The 17,517-nt window shown below is 59.7% G+C and carries 18 protein-coding genes and 1 tRNA gene; 9 read left to right on the top strand and 10 right to left on the bottom strand.

Annotated elements, in window-relative coordinates:
* Positions 1-57: 57 nt before the first annotated feature.
* Positions 58-1,575, top strand: coding sequence for a peptide MFS transporter (locus tag HMPREF3044_RS04200; protein ID WP_005395748.1), 1,518 nt, complete (start codon positions 58-60; stop codon positions 1,573-1,575).
* Between the two features lie 147 nt (positions 1,576-1,722).
* On the opposite strand, the gene HMPREF3044_RS04205 is transcribed toward HMPREF3044_RS04200, so the two are convergent.
* From HMPREF3044_RS04205 to serC, 3 genes are all read right to left on the bottom strand, one after another.
* The gene (locus HMPREF3044_RS04205) at positions 1,723-2,595 is read right to left on the bottom strand and encodes a DUF6928 family protein (RefSeq protein ID WP_005395749.1); all 873 of its coding nucleotides are present in this window, start codon (positions 2,593-2,595) and stop codon (positions 1,723-1,725) included.
* A 2-nt stretch (positions 2,596-2,597) separates the two neighbouring features.
* Positions 2,598-3,431, bottom strand: coding sequence for a septation protein SepH (gene sepH / locus HMPREF3044_RS04210; protein ID WP_005391682.1), 834 nt, complete (start codon positions 3,429-3,431; stop codon positions 2,598-2,600).
* Between the two features lie 114 nt (positions 3,432-3,545).
* The gene (gene serC / locus HMPREF3044_RS04215) at positions 3,546-4,676 is read right to left on the bottom strand and encodes a phosphoserine transaminase (RefSeq protein WP_005395751.1); all 1,131 of its coding nucleotides are present in this window, start codon (positions 4,674-4,676) and stop codon (positions 3,546-3,548) included.
* Positions 4,677-5,069: 393 nt separating this feature from the next.
* Here serC and HMPREF3044_RS04220 point away from each other — a divergent pair, with 393 nt between their 5' ends.
* Together HMPREF3044_RS04220 and HMPREF3044_RS04225 are read left to right on the top strand one after the other, a co-directional pair.
* Positions 5,070-6,377 carry a citrate synthase gene (locus HMPREF3044_RS04220; protein WP_005395752.1) on the top strand — a complete coding sequence of 436 codons (1,308 nt, stop codon included), beginning with the start codon at positions 5,070-5,072 and terminating at the stop codon, positions 6,375-6,377.
* A gap of 114 nt (positions 6,378-6,491) precedes the next feature.
* Positions 6,492-6,860 carry an FKBP-type peptidyl-prolyl cis-trans isomerase gene (locus tag HMPREF3044_RS04225; RefSeq protein WP_005391686.1) on the top strand — a complete coding sequence of 123 codons (369 nt, stop codon included), beginning with the start codon at positions 6,492-6,494 and terminating at the stop codon, positions 6,858-6,860.
* A 12-nt stretch (positions 6,861-6,872) separates the two neighbouring features.
* Here HMPREF3044_RS04225 and HMPREF3044_RS04230 read toward each other — a convergent pair whose 3' ends face one another.
* A complete protein-coding gene (locus tag HMPREF3044_RS04230; protein ID WP_005395753.1) occupies positions 6,873-8,363 on the bottom strand; it encodes a carboxyl transferase domain-containing protein in 1,491 nt (496 codons plus the stop codon).
* Positions 8,364-8,431: 68 nt separating this feature from the next.
* On the opposite strand from HMPREF3044_RS04230, the gene HMPREF3044_RS04235 reads away from it, so the two are divergent.
* From HMPREF3044_RS04235 to HMPREF3044_RS04250, 4 genes are all read left to right on the top strand, one after another.
* Positions 8,432-9,280 (top strand): aldo/keto reductase, encoded by an 849-nt coding sequence (locus tag HMPREF3044_RS04235; RefSeq protein WP_005395754.1) that lies wholly within the window; start codon positions 8,432-8,434, stop codon positions 9,278-9,280.
* 3 nt (positions 9,281-9,283) lie between these two features.
* Complete coding sequence (locus tag HMPREF3044_RS04240; RefSeq protein WP_070739553.1) at positions 9,284-9,973, top strand: enoyl-CoA hydratase-related protein; 690 nt, start codon at positions 9,284-9,286, stop codon at positions 9,971-9,973.
* Positions 9,974-10,020: 47 nt separating this feature from the next.
* Positions 10,021-11,415: a cation:proton antiporter gene (locus HMPREF3044_RS04245; RefSeq protein WP_005391694.1), complete on the top strand. Its 1,395-nt coding sequence runs from the start codon at positions 10,021-10,023 to the stop codon at positions 11,413-11,415.
* A gap of 72 nt (positions 11,416-11,487) precedes the next feature.
* Positions 11,488-12,546, top strand: a complete 1,059-nt coding sequence (locus tag HMPREF3044_RS04250; protein ID WP_070739556.1) for a Cj0069 family protein — start codon at positions 11,488-11,490, stop codon at positions 12,544-12,546.
* Positions 12,547-12,942: 396 nt separating this feature from the next.
* Here HMPREF3044_RS04250 and HMPREF3044_RS04255 read toward each other — a convergent pair whose 3' ends face one another.
* Entirely contained in the window at positions 12,943-13,803 is an 861-nt protein-coding gene (locus HMPREF3044_RS04255; protein ID WP_371326112.1) for a DUF1906 domain-containing protein, read from the bottom strand.
* Positions 13,804-13,907: 104 nt separating this feature from the next.
* Positions 13,908-13,980: transfer RNA gene (locus HMPREF3044_RS04260), tRNA-Arg, on the bottom strand.
* A gap of 136 nt (positions 13,981-14,116) precedes the next feature.
* Here HMPREF3044_RS04260 and HMPREF3044_RS04265 point away from each other — a divergent pair.
* Both HMPREF3044_RS04265 and cobF read left to right on the top strand, forming a co-directional pair.
* The gene (locus tag HMPREF3044_RS04265; RefSeq protein ID WP_005391706.1) at positions 14,117-14,395 is read left to right on the top strand and encodes a cg0963 family protein; all 279 of its coding nucleotides are present in this window, start codon (positions 14,117-14,119) and stop codon (positions 14,393-14,395) included.
* On the top strand, positions 14,388-15,113 hold the full coding sequence (cobF, locus tag HMPREF3044_RS04270; protein ID WP_005391707.1) for a precorrin-6A synthase (deacetylating): 726 nt from the start codon (positions 14,388-14,390) through the stop codon (positions 15,111-15,113). Before HMPREF3044_RS04265 ends, cobF begins: the two co-directional genes overlap by 8 nt.
* A gap of 44 nt (positions 15,114-15,157) precedes the next feature.
* Here the strand turns inward: cobF and HMPREF3044_RS04275 are convergent, their stop codons facing one another.
* From HMPREF3044_RS04275 to HMPREF3044_RS04290, 4 genes are read right to left on the bottom strand one after another with little or no spacing between them, the layout of a single operon-like run.
* Positions 15,158-15,418 (bottom strand): mycoredoxin, encoded by a 261-nt coding sequence (locus tag HMPREF3044_RS04275; RefSeq protein WP_005395773.1) that lies wholly within the window; start codon positions 15,416-15,418, stop codon positions 15,158-15,160.
* Positions 15,415-15,918 carry a dihydrofolate reductase gene (locus HMPREF3044_RS04280; protein ID WP_005395774.1) on the bottom strand — a complete coding sequence of 168 codons (504 nt, stop codon included), beginning with the start codon at positions 15,916-15,918 and terminating at the stop codon, positions 15,415-15,417. Before HMPREF3044_RS04280 ends, HMPREF3044_RS04275 begins: the two co-directional genes overlap by 4 nt.
* Complete coding sequence (locus HMPREF3044_RS04285) at positions 15,918-16,718, bottom strand: thymidylate synthase (RefSeq protein WP_070739559.1); 801 nt, start codon at positions 16,716-16,718, stop codon at positions 15,918-15,920. The genes HMPREF3044_RS04280 and HMPREF3044_RS04285 overlap by 1 nt, the downstream gene beginning before the upstream one ends.
* 36 nt (positions 16,719-16,754) lie before the next feature.
* Positions 16,755-17,513 carry a 3'(2'),5'-bisphosphate nucleotidase CysQ gene (locus HMPREF3044_RS04290; protein ID WP_070739562.1) on the bottom strand — a complete coding sequence of 253 codons (759 nt, stop codon included), beginning with the start codon at positions 17,511-17,513 and terminating at the stop codon, positions 16,755-16,757.
* Positions 17,514-17,517: the final 4 nt, after the last annotated feature.

The following is a 17,517-nucleotide window of genomic DNA, read 5'->3' on the forward strand; positions in this document are numbered from 1 at the left end:
GCCCATAGAGAGTACCTATGTGCGAGAGGTCAGACAGGCACGGGTACGATGCCCTCTATGTCTAACCTCAGTCCTCTAGAAACAGAAGGAAATCAGCGCGACGTAACAGACGCTAAAGAGGCTGCACCGAAGGAAAAGACCTTCTTCGGGCAGCCTCGTGGTCTAGCGAACCTCTTCGGGGTGGAGATGTGGGAACGCTTCTCCTTCTACGGTATGCAGGCCATCGTCATCTACTACATGTGGTACGAAGTCACCCGCGGCGGCCTGGGCATGGACCAGGCATCCGCAGCCTCCATCATGGGGGCCTACGGTGGCCTTGTGTACCTTGCCTGCCTCGCCGCAGCTCTCGTAGCTGACCGCATGCTCGGCTCAGAGCGCACCCTCTACTACTCGGCAATCATGGTGATGTTCGGGCACGTCGCCCTCGCATTCGTGCCCGGCTACTCGGGTCTCGCCCTGGGGCTCGTGCTCATCGCGATCGGCTCCGGCGGCGTGAAGACGAACGCCTCCGTGGTGCTGGGCCAGCTGTACAGCCGCGACGATCCGCGTCGCGATGCTGGCTTCACTATCTTCTACCTGGGTGTGAACATCGGTGCTCTCCTCGGCCCCGCCCTCACGTCTGCGGTCTGGGGCTGGAAGGGCTTCCACTGGGGCTTCGGAATCGCCGCCATCGGCATGTTCCTCGGCCTGGCGCAGTACACGCTGATGAGGAAAGAAACTATCAAGGGAGCCGGCCATGAAACGCCGAACCCGCTGCCCGCAAAGGCCTACCCGGTCTGGTTGGGAGGCGCGGCAGTCCTCGTCATTGTCTGCGTCTGGCTCGTCGTCTCCGGCATCGTCAAGGTTGTCTGGTTGTCCAACATCGTCACTGTCGTGGCGCTCATCTCCGCCATTGGTCTGTGGTGCCAGATGTACTACTCGCCGCTAACGACGGCGAAGGAAAAGTCCCGCCTCGTGGGCTTCATCCCCATGTTCATTTCCGGTGTCTTGTTCTTCGCCATCTTCCAGCAGCAGTTCACCGTTCTGGCTTTCTACTCCGAGTCCCGCCTGAACCGAGTGGTGTTCGGCGTGGAAATCCCGCCGTCACTTGTGCAGCTGTTCAACCCGCTGTTCATCTGCGCTTTCTCCGCCGTTTTTGCGGGCATGTGGACGCGTCTGGGGGACCGCCAGTGGTCTGTGCCCGTGAAGTTCGCTGCGGCGAACGTCATCATCGGCCTGTCGCTGCTGTTCTTCGTCCCGTTCTCCGGCGGCGCGGACAACACCACCCCGATGTGGGCACTCGCCTGGATCCTGTTCCTGTTCACCATGGGTGAGCTGCTCCTGTCGCCGGTGGGCAACTCGCTGGCGACCAAGGTTGCACCGGAGGCGTTCCCCTCCCGTTCCATGGCGATGTGGATGATGGCCGTGGCAATGGGCACGGCTCTTGCCGGTAGCCTCGCTGCCTACTACGATCCGACGAGCGCCAGCTCAGAGAACACATTCTTCATTTCCCTGTCTGTGGCCTCGGTGATCCTCGGCGCAGTTTTGTTCTTCCTGCGCACATGGATTCTCAAGAAGTTCGTCGATATCCGGTAGTCACCGATATCAGGTAGTAGCCGATATCCGGTAGCAAACGATATCGGGTAGTAACCGAAATCGGGTAGCAAACGATATCGGGTAGTAACCGAAATCCGCTAGTAACAACAAGCAAAGGGCCGCACGGTTGCCGTGCGGTCCTTTGTGCTATTTCTCTCTGTCAAGGTGTCGCAGACGCTCCTTCGCCGCCGCAGCCTTGTTTCTGGTGAGACGGAAGAGTTTTTTGCCCGTTAACCACCCGATATGCGCGACATCGCGGGCGATCTTGGCCACCTCCGTGCCGGGTGCGTCATCCACCTCAGCGCCTGCGCCGGGTTCATTGTGTGCCTCGTAATCGTCGTAATCGGGGTTGGTGGCGGAGAAACCGAGCTTTGTGGAGCTCGTAACAACGACCTCGCTGAGCGGGGGTGACGGCGCGTGGGACTCGATCCGGGGTTCCTTCCGCCCGTCGGTGGCGTAGCCCACGACGTTAATGTCCGGGCCAGAAGAACTGATGGGTACACCTAGCCAGCCGCACTCTGCACCAGCGACGAGATCCTTCGGTGCGAAGGGCAGATCGATTCCCTCGGAGTGGCCGGACCAAAAGCCGTACTCGAACCCCTCGGGGAGCCCTTTGTCCTCGTAGACGCGCGAGCGGGTGGCGCAGAAACTGCGACGCAACTTGTCGCCCTGGAAGTGGGCGATACCCGCGAAGGTGGACTCCGTGTCCTCGGCGAAAACATAGAGGTCGGGGCTATTGATAGCAGTAGTAAGGCGGGAGGAGAGCGCCGACAGCTTGGTCAGCTCGTCGACAAGCATCTGCACAACGATGATGCCCGGGAATCCACCGATGTAGAACTCGTCCTTCCCCGGCACCGTCGAACGGTTCAAGGGGAACGTACCGATCGTGGTTATTGGCCTGGACGAGTCCAGCTGGCTGAGGAACTTTCTGCCAAAGCCGCGGTCCGGAGCCGGCTCCGTCGCCAACACCGCAGCCACATCGGCGGTCGAGACGAACCACAGCGTGACAACGACAGCCATCTCTAGTCCTTACCCCCGTTGGGCGGACGCGTTGCGCGCACGCCGAGGAGGACATCCTCCCAGTGAGGTGTGCTCGACTTCCTCCGCTTCCTCTTGCGATGTTCTCCCGCTCGTCGACGGTTCTCGGCCGGCGGGTTCTGCAGGAAACTGTCGTCTCCTGACAGCTCTCCAGTGATCATTTCGTCTTCCGGCTCTGGGGTCTCCGGCTCCTCCTCCATCTGCTCCGGCTCGTCGTAGGAAAGAGACGACCGGGGAGAAATGAGGTCAGTTGCCGTGGAGTTCTTCGGCTCAACAATGGTCGGACCCGTCTGCTTGAGGGTGACGTACCACTCGGCAACATACTCGGTGAAGCCCGCTGTCCACGTGACGGTTGCAATCCACGTGCCTGTGCTATCGCGATACGCATCCCACGTGGCGCGCTCAAGGTCGTAATCATGGCGCGAAAAAGCCTGGGCAACAAGCTCTCCCACCGTGGGCGCACCCGGAGTAGAAGGAGCCTGGAGGTAGCCTGCCCGGGCTAGTTCGGCCATCCGGTGGCGCTCCGTAAGCACAGGGTGCGCGAAGGATTCGATACGTGCCGGTGTGACCCCCATGTCCTCGGCGAGTTCTTCCACAGACGCGCCCGCGCGAATACGCTCCTGGATCTCCCGCGGACGCAGGCTGAGCGGAGCCGCGTACGATGTCTCAGGTTCGGGCGCTGCTGCTTCTTCTACCTTCTTATCCAGGATCTCCCGTAGCTCGGAGGTAACCTCGACGAAGAACTCCTCGGAATCGTCCGTGGTAAAAACCAACGACGATGCAGACGACTCGGCGGGGACAAGCCGAAGCTCACGCATGGGCACACTCCTCTGACAAAAGAACAACCGGTTCCCTCTAGCCTAACCGTTTGACCACCAATTGTGGTGTAGCTCCGCCCCGGCGGTGGAGAGTAACGCGCCGGGGCGAAGGTCTTAAATCATGGCAGAAAGGACGTAGTCGATGCAGCGTGTCAGCTGGGCGATGTCATCCGGCTCGATCGCCGGGAACATACCGATGCGCAGCTGGTTCCTGCCGAGCTTGCGGTAGGGTTCGACATCCAAAATGCCGTTTTCACGCAGCTCGGAGGCCAGCGCAGCCGCGTCCACTGTGTCCGCGAAGTCAATGGTTCCCACCACAAGCGATCGTCCCGCAGGATCCGCGACGAATGGAGTTGCCAACTCGTGGGCATCAGCCCACGAGTAAAGGATGGAAGAGGACTGGCGCGTGCGCGCGACCATTCCGTCCAGGCCTCCGTTTTCATTCATCCAGCGGATTTGATCCGCAAGCATGAGGAGAGTGGCCACTGCGGGAGTGTTGTATGTTTGGTTCTTCCGAGAGTTATCCAGCGCTTTCTTTAGTGACAGGAAAGCAGGCTGGAAACGGTCGCTGGCCGCGATCTTTTCAATGCGCTCGATTGCGCGCGGAGAGAAAGCACCAAGCCAGAGGCCGCCGTCCGAGGCAAAGCATTTCTGCGGGGAGAAGTAATAAACATCGGTCTGGGTGATGTCCACCGGCAATCCGCCGGCGCCGGAGGTGGCATCGATGGCGATGAGCGCATCGTCAGCCCCCTCGGGCCGGATGACCTCCACCATCGCACCCGTAGACGTTTCGTTGTGCGCCCAGGCCAGGACATCGCAGCCGGGCATCGCCACTGGAGTGGGGGAGGTCCCAGGATCAGTTTTGTGGATCTCGGGTTCTTCCAGCCACGGGGCAGCAGCAGAGGCGGTGGCGAATTTGGTGGAGAACTCTCCAAAAGCGAGGTGGCCGGACTTCTTCTCAATCAGTCCGAACGTTGCTGCGTCCCAAAACGCTGTAGCACCGCCGAGCGACAGGAGAATTTCGTAGCCTTCGGGCAGCGAGAAGAAGGACGTAAGTCCGTCCCGGATATCCCCGACCACATTTTTCACACCTGGCTTGCGGTGGGACGTGCCGAGGATATCCCGTGCATGTGTGGTGATTGTTTCAACCTGGCTGGGACGAACCTTCGATGGTCCGCAGCCAAAACGCCCGTCGGTTGGAAGTAAATCCGTGGGAATCGTGATAGCCATATCCTCTCCTTGCATCTCTGAGTGTGTACAAGGACTATAGCGCATAATTTGCATATACGTGTAAAAAATGCGACTATTTTCTGACTGGTAGGTAGATTGAGGTCACCGCAAACGGGGGTGGTATCCGGTGGCGTTAAGGGGGAATTGCGGGGGTAATGGGATTTTTCACCCATGGTGTGACTAAAAACCTTGGTTATAGCCTTAAACAGTGATTGTTCATCAATCGGCAAACGGTACAGACGTACGGTATCGGGGTGGCCCTGGTAAAATTCGGGCGCAGAAGACTTGAGAAGCTTTGTGCTTTCAAATTGTGGCAAAACGGCCGTGGCGCATAGATTTTCCGCGTACCATGGGGAGACATATGTATGGCGGCCGAAGTCGCACGAAAAGTAGGAAGGTGTAAACACAATGACATCCGAAGCATCCGAAAAAAAGGACAAAGTCGTACTCCACTACCCGGGTGGGGAATACGAAATGGATATCGTCCCCGCTACCGAGGGCGAAAGCGGAATTAACATCAACAAGCTGCGCACATCGACGGGGCTTGTCACCTACGACCCGGGTTACCAGTCCACCGGCTCCACAAAATCTGCCATCACGTACATCGATGGTGAGAACGGCATTCTTCGCTACCGCGGTTACTCCATCGAGGACCTGGCGGAGAAAGCTACCTTCAACGAGGTCAGCTACCTGCTCGTCCACGGCGAGCTTCCCACCCAGCACGAGCTCGAGGTGTTCAGCGATTCCATTCGCCACCACACGCTGTTGGATGAAGATTTCAAAGCGGCGTTCTCCATTTTCCCGCGAGATGCACACCCGATGGCAATCCTTGCCTCGTCGCTTAACATTTTGTCTACCTACTACCAGGACACGCTCGATCCGATGAACCCCGAGCACCTGGACAAGGCTACCGTTCGCCTCATGGCGAAGGTGCCAATGCTGGCCGCATACGCACAGCGTGCCCGCAACGGTGAGCCGTACATGTACCCAGATAACTCCCTCAATGCACGCGAGAACTTCCTGCGCATGATGTTCGGCTTCCCCACGGAGCCCTACGAGGTTGATCCGATCATGGTGAAAGCCCTCGATCAGCTACTCATTCTCCATGCAGATCACGAGCAGAACTGCTCCACCTCCACGGTACGGATGGTCGCTTCCTCTCACGCCAACATGTTCGTTGCAATTGCCGCCGGAATCAACGCACTGTCCGGCCCGTTGCACGGCGGCGCCAACCAAGCTGTACTCGCCATGCTGGAGCGAATCAAGCAAGACGGTGGCGATGCCAAGAAGTTCATGGAGCGCGTGAAGAACAAGGAAGACGGTGTCAAGCTCATGGGCTTCGGTCACCGCGTGTACAAGAACTACGACCCGCGTGCCCGGATCATCAAGTCCACCGCCCACGAGATTCTAGAGAAGCTCGGCGGCGATGAGACCCTGGATCTTGCACTCGAACTCGAAGAGATCGCGCTTGCAGATGACTACTTCATCGAGCGCAAGCTGTACCCGAACGTCGATTTCTACACGGGTCTTATTTACCGTGCGATGGGCTTCCCCGAGGACTTCTTCACCGTCCTCTTCGCTATCGGCCGCCTTCCCGGCTGGATTGCCCAGTACCGTGAGTTGGTGGAGGATCCCACTTCCAAGATCTACCGCCCGCGGCAGGTCTACACCGGTTACCAGAAGCGCGAATGGGTTCCCCGTTCTGAGCGCAAGTAAGTGCAGAGTCGCCCCCTCTTTTTACTCCTATGTGAAAAGAGGGGGTTTGACTACGTACGCGGTATGTCACCTAAACTGAACAGCACTTAGGACTTACAAGGAGAGAAAACATTCATGACTGACCAGAAACCCGTCATTGACGTTCCCACCGGCCTCGCGCCCGAGGACATCGTCGTCGAGGATATTACCGTTGGCACGGGGGCAGAGGCCCTCGCTGGTGGCGCCGTCACCGTCCACTACGTTGGGGTGGACTTTGCCACGGGCGAAGAGTTCGACTCCTCCTGGGACCGGGGCGAAGCTATTACGTTCCCGTTGAATGGCCTCATTGCCGGCTGGCAAGAAGGCATTCCAGGGATGCGCGAGGGTGGTCGCCGTAAACTGATCATTCCTCCGGAGGCCGCTTACGGCCCCGCCGGTGGAGCACACCCGCTGGCAGGCAAGACCCTCGTCTTCGTCATCGACCTCATCGAAGTCAAAGGCTAGAGAAGCGCCCAACTAGTTGCAGGCTAGTCGCTCATAATGGGCGAACCGCTGCTCCCTCCCGACCCGGTCGGGAGCAGTGTGCAGACTTTGTAGCGTCGCCTCAATGGCAGAGAGAACGCGGGCAAGGAAGTCCGCAGGCTCGTCTTTCGCATCGGGGAATTCGGGGATAATGCCATCGATAATGCCCTCGGCAAGAAGGTCCGTGGCTTTTACACCGTGGTATTCCATCATCTCCGCGGCATGGTCAGTGTCACGGTACAAGATGGCTGATGCACCTTCTGGGGGCAGGGGTGACAGCCAGGCGTTTTCCGCGCAGAGCACGCGGTCGCTTGGCAACATAGCGAGTGCACCGCCACCACAGCCCTGGCCGAGGATGACAGAAACAGTGGGCACATCTGCGTCGACAAGCTCACCCAACGTCCGCGCGATAGAACCGGCCATGCCCTTTTCCTCCGCCGCCCTAGTCATCTCAGCGCCATCCGTATCAATGATGGACACGAGTGGCAGGTTGAGTGCCTTAGACAGGCCAATGCCGCGCCGGGCCATGCGCAGGGCGTTCGTACCCAAGTGCTCGCTCACGGAGCGGTCCTGGCCAATGAGCATGACCGGACGCCCGGAAATCTGCGTCAGCGCCACCTTCACCGCGTCGGAACGGCGGCCATCGCCCGAACCAGAGAGCATGATGGTGTTGCGGGGGAGCATCGTCAAAAGGTCATTGACGGTTGGACGCGCGGGGTCACGCGTGGTGACGATCGCCTCCCAGGCATCCTTTGGGGTCAGACGCGAGCCATCGTAGATGACCGGATCTTCTCGTCGGTTGGCATCGGTGGAGCTGGGAGTGAGGATATCGATGAGTTGAGCAACAGTCTCGTTGAGCTGATCCACAGGAACCACACCATCGATAACCCCCACTCGCGCAAGATTCTCACCCGTCTGTACTCCCTCCGGCATCGGCGTGCCCGTCACCAGCTCGACGACGCGGGGACCCAAGAACCCGAGGAGCGCGTGCGGCTCCGCGAATGTGATGTGTCCCGACGATCCCCAGCTCGCCATTACACCGCCCGTCGTTGGATTGCGAAGATACACTAAGAACGGCAGCTTCTCGTCTTTGTGCCGATACACCGCCGTCGTGATCGAAATCATGAGGGTGAACGCCTTTGTGCCCTCCTGCATGCGAGTACCACCCGAGGATGGGGAGATGATAAGCGGAAGGCGACGCTCCGTGGCGCGGTGGATGCCCTCGATGATGCGGGTTGCTGTTGCCGCACCGATGGAGCCACCGAGGAATGCAAACTCGCTGACGACGTAAGCGACGGGACGCCCACCGATCGTGCCTTCGCCGGTAATCACCGCCTCGTCTACCCCCGAACGGTCTCGAGCCCGGGCAAGTGAAGCCGCGTAATCCTCCGAAATGTTCCCGTACTCGGGTGGAGTATCCCAGGAAATATTGCTGTTCGCATCCAAGACGATGCGTAAAAATTCATGTGCCGATGTGTGTGCCATAGGGCAACGGTAGTCAAAAATGTGAGTAAAGATGCCCTAAACCCCTCAAAATAGTGTTGAATGGGGGTATGACTAACCCCTCTCAGTACGTGACCTTCAATGACGGAAACACCATCCCGCAGCTCGGATTTGGCACATGGAAACTCCGCGGCGATGACTGCTACACCGCAGTACGCACGGCCATCGACACCGGTTACCGGCACATTGACACCGCCAGGATTTATGACAACGAGGAACCCGTTGGACGCGCCGTAGCCGATGCCATCGCAGCAGGGGATGTCGAGCGCGAGGACCTGTTTATCACCACCAAGCTGTGGAACGACGACCACGACAAGGCGCCGGAGGCCTTCGAGGCATCCCTTACTCGTTTGGGGCTTGATTACGTGGATGCCTACCTCATCCACTGGCCGTTCCCCGCACAGAACGCATATGTCAGGGCGTGGGAAGATCTCATCCGCATCCAGGGCGTTGGGCGAGTGCGTAGCATTGGCGTAGCCAACTTCTACGAGGAAACGCTCGACGAGCTGCTTGAAAAGACGGGTGTCGTGCCCGTCATGAACCAGGTGGAGCTGCACCCTGGCTTCTCCCAGGCTTCGTTGCGCGCCTACCACGACGAACACGAGATCCTCACGGAGGCATGGTCTCCGCTGGGGCGCGGCGATAGCCTCAACGAGCAGGCCGTCACGCGTGTCGCCGAGGAAGTAGGTGCGACACCGGCGCAGGTTGTTATTGCGTGGCACCTGGCGTTGGGCAACATCGTCATCCCCAAATCGGGTACGAAGGCCCGCATTGAGGAGAATTTTGCTGCGCTGGACGTGGCCCTCACTGATGCCCAGATCGAGGCTATCACCGCACTCGATGCGGACGGAGGACGCTCCTACAATGACCCGCGCGAGTGGCCTGAGCTGGAAAGCTAGCCGGTGAAGGAGAACCTATCGCTGACGATCGACGGCCCCCTTGCGGATATTTGCTTGGACCGTCCGGCGAAAAGGAACGCGCTGACGACGGAGATGGTTACTGCCATCGCGGAGTTCGTCGGCGCGCTTCCCGCTGATGTGCGCGTGATCTTGCTGCGCGGCGAGGGGCCGGCTTTTTGCGGGGGTGCGGATCTGCGCGTTGCCGCCGCCTCCGAGGAATTCCACGCGGGCTTGTTCTCCATGCTGGATGCGCTCGTGAGCAACTCCCGGCCCGTCGTCGCCTATGCGCACGGCCCGGCCGTTGGTGCAGGTATGGAGCTCCTCCTCGCCAGCGATATTGTCATCATGGCACCCGATGCTTGGTGCGAACTCCCACCGGCACGCCTCGGTTTCGCCCTCGACAATTGGTCCATCCGTCGGCTCGCCGACATCGTCGGATTGGGCCACGCCCGCGCCATTCTGCTCGCCAGCCAGCGCGTGTCCGCCCAGCGCGCGATGGACATAGGCCTCGCACACCACCTCGGTGACTGCGACACCGCCCGCGAGCTGTGCGCGCGCATCGCCTCCTTCCCCCCAAGGGGAATTGCCCAACTCAAGGCTGTGCTCAACGACGGTGGCTACACACATAAACTATCGCCTGAACACCAACAGCTTTTCGACGCGGCCTGGGCAGCAGCCCGCGCACCCTGGTAAACTTCCACTACTTCAACGCGGGTGCGCCCCATACGCGCACCCTCCCAATGTGGAAAGGGCGGTGCCTCGTGGATCATAGCGTCATCACCAGCGAAATCCTGTCAGTCATGTGGATCATGATCGCAGGACTCCTTAGCCCTCTGCTGAGTTTTGCCACCGGCAAGCGTGTCCCCGGCGTGGTGTTCATGCTTGTGCTTGGCGTGTTTATCGGGCCCCATGTTCTTGGGCTTGCTGAAGCCGAGGGTGCTGTCAGCCTTCTGCGCGAACTGGGGCTCGGCATGCTGTTCCTCCTCGCCGGCTGGGAGATCGACATGCAAGCTATGCGAGGCCGGTCGGGACGCGTCGCCATCGGGACCTGGGCAGCATCCATCACCGTTGCGTTTCTCGCCGCCTGGCTTATCTTCGACCGCGCCGATGTGTTGCAGGCTATCGTCTTGGCCATCGCGGTGTCATCCACGGCGATGGGCACACTCCTGCCGATCACAAAAGACAACGGCATCGATCATCGTCCCGTCGGTCGCGCCGTCATGCAGCACGGCGCGGTGGGCGAGCTCGGCCCGATCCTCGCAATGGCCCTCTTGCTTTCCACCCGTGCGACGTGGTTGACGCTTACGATCCTCGTATTGTTTTTCGTCGGTGCGATCATCATCGCGTTCGTTCCGCGCACGGTTCGCGCCCTCATGCCCTGGGTGGAACGAGCGCTTCTCGACGGCCATTCGCAGACATCCCAGACAGTCTTGAGGTCAGTGATGGTTTTGCTTACCGCCCTGATGGCACTGGCCGCCGTCTTCGAACTAGACATCGTTCTCGGTGCGTTCGCTGCGGGTATCATCCTCAAAGCACTGGTCCCGAAGAAATTCCAAGCGACAATGAACGCGCGCCTCGATGCCGTGGGCTACGGGTTCCTCATCCCCATCTTCTTTGTCACCTCCGGGATGAGTATCGACCCCATGGTCATCTTCAATCACCCTTGGATGTTTGCGGCCATTGTCATCGTCATTTTTATTGCCCGTGGCCTGCCGATCTTCCTCTCGGAGCAGCTCCTGCCCACCCACTCTGGGATAGAGAATGTAAACGAACGATTGCAGCTAGGCCTCTACGGTGCCACAGCGCTTCCGATCATCGTCGCCGTCACAGATATCGCTCAGTCCCGTGAGCTCATCACCAGCGACGCAGCTAATTTGCTCGTGTGTGGCGGTGCCGCCACCGTCTTGTTGTTCCCGATGCTCGCTTCGACGCTGGAGCGGTACAACCCGTTGGCTGAAGATTCTGGCACTCCCGAACCCAACTACGCGTGGATCCGCGTCGCCGTGCCACCGTCGGATGTTCGCACCGCTGCGCAGAAGGAGAAAGACAGTGGACATCTCGAGGAGGGGACAAAACTGGGAGAGCTGAAAACCGACGAACAAATCAAGACTGAGCCCAAGAAATCGCGGGGGTAATTGCCAAGCGGTGTGGTGCTTGTAATGGAATAATTAAACAGGTCACTCATTACACCCATATCAAGGAGAACCATGCACAAGGCAATTGTTGTATTCGAAGTTGAAGGTGGCAACGACAAGGGCGATGACGGGCACCGCAAGGACACGATGCCCATCGTCAACTCCATTAAGGACAAAGGTTGGGACGCTGAGGTTATCTACTTCCACCCGGACAAAGCCGACGAGATCTTTGACCGCGTTTCCTCCGAGTTCGACGCATACATCTCCCGCGTCAACCCGGGCAACATTCCCGGTGGCGAGAAGGGCTACTTCGACCTGCTTTCGAAGCTTTCCGAGGCAGGCCTTGTCGGCATGTCTACTCCTGCCGAGATGATGGCATATGGTGCAAAGGATGCCCTGGTTAAGCTCAACGACACGGACCTTGTGCCTTCCGATACCGCCGCCTACTACGAGGTGGAGGATTTCCATAAGACGTTCCCGACCACCCTGTCGTACGGTGAGCGCGTTCTCAAGCAGAACCGTGGCTCCACAGGTTCCGGTATCTGGCGCGTGCAGCTTGCAGACAAGAACCTTGCTGAGACCGTCGAGCCCGGCACGGCCCTTCCCCTCGACACCAAAATCAAGTGCACCGAGGCCGTGGACAACCACACCGAAGAGCGTGAGCTCGGGGATTTTATGGACTTCTGCGACCAGTACATTGAGGGCGATAACGGCATGCTCGTCGACATGCGCTTTATGCCACGAATCGTCGAGGGCGAGATCCGCATCCTGCTCGTCGGTCCGCACCCCGTCTTCGTCGTTCACAAGAAGCCGGCCGAGGGGGGCGACAACTTCTCCGCAACCCTGTTCTCTGGTGCAAAGTACACCTACGACAAGCCCGAGAACTGGCAGGAGCTCATTGACATGTTCGCTGAGGCCCGCCCCGTTATCGCCGAGAAGCTCGGCGGCGACAACATCCCGCTGATCTGGACTGCAGACTTTATGCTCGCGGATGCCGAAGACGGTGGCGACACCTACGTTCTCGGCGAGATCAACTGCTCCTGTGTCGGCTTCACCTCTGAGCTTCACATGGGCATCCAGGATCTCGTTGCCGAAGAGGCCATCAAGCGCGTCGAAGAAAAGCACGCTTAAGCCCACACCTTTCAAGCACGCTTAAGCCCACACCTTTTAAGCACCCTTCGCCCAGGGAGGGTGCTTTTCCTGTTTTGTGGCGCTCGTGGTGGGGGAGTGTCGTACCGCCGTGGGCACACGTTGTGCCGCTCAACTCGCCCGAGTGGGTGCGTATGTCAATGTCACCCCAGCTCATGGGGTGTTCACAAGATCTAGCTTTCCTTCAGACACACGTTTTGCTTGGCTTACCACCCACGCCTAAAAAGAGCCCTGGTGGGTTATATACCCTCGGACGCATGGGGTTGGTTGTGTATTCGTTGGTCCGCCGACCCTGGTCTGGCCTCATAAGGCGGGGTAGACCCCAGCAAACCACGGCGGGGTAGACCCCGCAGAACAAAGCAGGGTAGGCCACCGTCGCTAGCTGGAAAGTGCAGTTCCTGTCTGCAGAATCTCCCGTGGCGTGGGCAGAGGGAAAGGTAGTGAGATACCAGGGATGGTGATGGGAGCATCCATGTTGATGAACCTCGAGGAAAGCGCAGTGTCGAGGCCGGGGATGAGGGGAGCAGACGTAGAAGCGTTCCACTGACCCCAATCGCGGGAGTAAACGTTGTTGACGTCGACGGTCACGCCGTCGATAAGCGCCGTGCGCTTGGCGGGCTGGTGGATGGTGGTCCTGGGGTGGATGCGACCGCCGGAGCCCCAGTCGTGCATCCAGAAGTATTCCCCGAGGCCGTCGTTGCCAGCCCACTCGATGACGTTGTAGTTGCCGTACACACCGAGACGAAGTCCAGCTAACTCGAGAGCCCTCTTGAATCCCTGCAGGTAGGGTCGGATTTGCCCGGCGTACTGGTCCCACGTGGGGTTATCATCAATGGCCACGTACACGGGTCGACCGGCGGGGCCACCTGCAGCAGCGTGCAAAGCGATGGCTTTAGGTGCGTGCTGCGCGGCACCAGCGGCACCGGCAAGCCAGTCGGCAGTTTGCGCGCGACCAAACTGGTAGACAGAGGCTACCCCGAGCCCATGCGCTGCGAAGTCGGCGGTTTCCCCTCGAGAAACCGGTTTGCCAACCATCCAGTCAGCCCCTGGCCGGCGCTCAGACACATAGCGCACAGCACCGAGATGTCCTGCGGCGCGGACACTTGCTGCCGAGGGGACACCCCCGGAATAGTCGATGACGGTGCCTAAAACAGGGCCGAGAGCTGCCGCCGGCTGAGCAGCGACTACAGTGCCAGCGGCTGCAAGCAGTGATGCTTTCATGAAGGTGCGACGATCCATGGTTGCAACAATAGCAACAATTGTCACAAATGGTGACTCGAAAAACGCTCCGCCGAAGTTTCAGCGAAGCGTTTGTCACTCGTGCCCCAGAGTGCCCCAGAGAGTGCCCCAGAGAGGATTCGAACCTCCGACACCCGCTTTAGGAGAGCGGTGCTCTATCCCCTGAGCTACTGGGGCAGGGATAAAACCTTGTATAGAGTACAACATTCGGGGAGGGGTTTAAAAAAATTGCCCCCACAAACGAGATTTTCCCCTCCGATACCTCTAGGCTGGAGTGTAACTATAACCGAGTTTCCCTAAGGATGGCACTTCCATGAGTGAGAAATTGAATCCTACATTTACTGACGTTAACCGACGCGAGTTCATCTGCGAGCAGGTGGAGAAGGACGGTGTCCTGGTCCTCGCTGTTGACCGCATCAAGGAGGATGGCACGCGTAAGCGCGTCATGCTGCTGAACAAGTTCGATGCCAAGAAGCTCTCGGCCGCATGTGAGCTGTACCTGCAGACGATTTTCTCGGCGGCCTTTGCCAAGGACAGCTCCACGCTGTCCCCGGAGGAGATGCTTCAGCTATTCGGCCCGGCGAATGACTAACCACAAAATACTTGTCATCGGCATCGGGGCCGGTAATCCCGAACACCTCACCGTTGAGGCCATCAATGCCATGAAATCCGCCGACGCGGTCATGGCAATGGATAAGGGCGATGCTAAAGCTGACCTCCTTGGCCTGCGGACGTACCTGCTAGAGAAGTATGCCCCGGGCACACCTCTGATAACCGTCGAGGACCCGGAACGCGACCGCAATCCCGTGGACTACAAGGCGGAAGTGGAGCGGTGGCACCAGGCGCGGGCAGAAAGGCTCGCGGCGGCGATGCCGGACGGAACAATTGCGTTCCTCGTCTGGGGTGACCCGAACCTGTACGATTCCACGCTGCGGATCCTCGAGCGGATGGGTGAGAAAGATATCCACGTCATCCCCGGAATCACGTCGATTCAAGCGTTGACCGCCGCTTTCGGGCTCGTCCTGAATAAGATTGGTGGGCCGATCACCATCACGACCGGCCGGCAGTTGGAGGCGGCCTCGTCCCCGCCCGACAACACAGTCGTCATGCTTGACGGCCATAGTGCCTGGCAGGCCAATGTTGGCGAGAACACCTACATCTGGTGGGGCGCCTACTTAGGCACCGAAAATGAGGTCCTTCGGCACGGTTACGTCACAGACATTGGCGATGAGCTCGCCGAGCTGAAGGCCAACTTGCGCATGGAGCACGGGTGGATCATGGATATCTACCTGCTCCGCGAGAGAGCATAAAAATACTCCCACCGTACTGTGAACTGGAACGGTGGGAGTATTTTTTATTGTTCGCCCTCAAGTTCCTTGAGTTTGGCTCGCACAGCACTTGCCGGCGGGTTGGTTTCTGTTGTTCCGTCGGAGTAGTGGACGGTGGGGACAACTCGGTTTCCGTCGTTGACGGATTCTACAAACACGGCTGCCTTGTCGTCTTCTTCCACGTTGATGGTGGTGTATGGGGTTTCGGTTCGATCCAGTGCTTTGAGGAGCTTGGCGCAGTAGGGGCACCAGTCCGTCATGTAAATGGTGGCGTGTTGGGTACTCATGCCTTACGAGTGTACTCGTGGAACGCGTAGTGCACGGGGCCGTCAGTATGCGCGAAGGACCCCTTGGCAGAGGTCTGCCAGATGCCGTCGACCGTGTGCGAAAACGCCGGATCCGATGTGACGGAGGGGACGGTGACGGGGGTTGCAAGGAGACCGTCGAGGAGGACGTCGACAAGCGTCACGGCGATGCGGGAAAGCCGGGGGTATAAGGACTGGTAGAGCGAGCCTCCGCCGATGAGCCAGCCGTCGAAGTCGGCCGGAACAGAGGAGACAACGGTGGCACCGGCGGACCAGTCGCCCGGCTCGCGGGTGGACAGGACGAGGTTCGTCCTGCCTGGGAGGGCCTTGGAGCCGATGGATTCCCACGTTTTGCGCCCCATGAGGATGTCCTCACCCATGGTGGTGTTCTTGAAGTGGTGGAGATCCTCGGGCAGGTGCCACGGCATTGTGGAGCCGTCGCCGATGATCCCGTCGCGTGATTGTGCCCAGATTGCCTTCATTAGACAGCCACCGGCGCCTTGATCGTGGGGTGCGGGTCGTAGCCCACGAGGTCGATGTGCTCGAAGGTGTAGTCGAACATGCTCGGTGCGCGGGTGAGGTCGAGGCGGGGGTAGGGGCGTGGTTCGCGACTGAGCTGCTCACGCACCTGTTCGCGGTGGTTGTCGTAGATGTGGCAGTCGCCACCTGTCCAGACGAAGTCGCCCACGTCGAGGTCGGCCTGTTGGGCGAACATGTGGGTGAGGAGGGAGTAGGAGGCGATGTTGAAGGGAACGCCAAGGAACATGTCGCACGAGCGCTGGTAGAGCTGGCAGCTGAGTTTGCCGTCAGCGACATAGAGCTGGAAAAGGAGGTGGCAGGGCGGGAGCGCCATGTTGTCCAGCTCGCTGACGTTCCAGGCAGAGATGATGTTGCGGCGTGAATCCGGATCCTTTTTGAGCAGTTCGAGGGCCCCGGCGATTTGGTCGATGTGTTGGCCGTTGGGGGTGGGCCAGCTGCGCCACTGCACGCCGTAGATGGGGCCGAGTTCCCCGTTTTCGTCGGCCCATTCGTCCCAGATGGATACCCCGTTTTCGTGCAGCCAGGCGACGTTGGAATCGCCGCGCAGGAACCACAAAAGTTCACCGACGACGGACTTCCAGTGCACCTTCTTCGTGGTGATGAGCGGGAACGCCTCGGCGAGGTGGAACCGCATCTGTTTGCCAAACAGGCTGGTTGTGCCTGTCCCAGTGCGGTCGTCTTTGTGCGCCCCCTCCTCCAGGATTTCGCGGAGGAGGTCTTCGTACGGTGTCGGGATGGTCATGCAGCTAGTGTACCGCCCGGGCAACCGGGGGATTATTTAGTAGCTGCCGTTTGCTTCCTTGTACTCGGCGCATAGGGCGAGGATCTCGTCTGCCATGTCAGGGCGACAGATAAGGACATCGGGGAGGTAGGGGTCCTTGTTGTTGTAGGACAGCTCGGAGCCGTCGAGGCGGGAGCAGTGGAGCCCTGCAGCCTGGGCGACACCGACAGGTGCGGCGGAGTCCCATTCGTACTGGCCACCGGCGTGGATGTAGGCATCGGCGTCACCGAGCAGCACGCGCATGGCCTTGGCACCGGCGGAGCCATATTCGGTAATTTCTGAGCCGGTGCGCTCGGCGACAAAGGAAGCTACCTTGGGGGCGCGGTTGCGGGAGACAATGATCTTGCCGGACTTGGGGCCGAGGACGGCGCGGGCTTCGTCGGAGAAGAAGGTGACTCCGATGTCGGGCAGGCCGACGGCGGCGTAGAGGGGCTTGTGGTTTTCTACGAGCGCGATGTGGACGGCCCAGTCCTGGCGGCCGGTGGCGAATTCCTTGGTGCCGTCGAGGGGGTCGATGATCCAGACGCGGTTCTTGTTCAGGCGGGCAGGGTTGTCGGCTGCCTCTTCGGAGAGGAAGCCGTCGTCGGGGCGGTGCTGCGCGAGGACGCGGGCGATCCAGTTTTGGGCCAGGTCGTCGCCGGCATCGCCGAGGTTGAGGGCTTGCAGTAATCCCACGCCGCGGATTCCTTTGAGGATTTCGGAGGTGCCTACGGCGAGGCGGTGGGTGAGTGTTGCGTCGTCCAAGTGAGCAGTCATGGTT

It is taken from the genome of Corynebacterium sp. HMSC073D01 (assembly GCF_001815555.1).
Classification (GTDB): Bacteria; Actinomycetota; Actinomycetes; order Mycobacteriales; family Mycobacteriaceae; genus Corynebacterium; species Corynebacterium glucuronolyticum.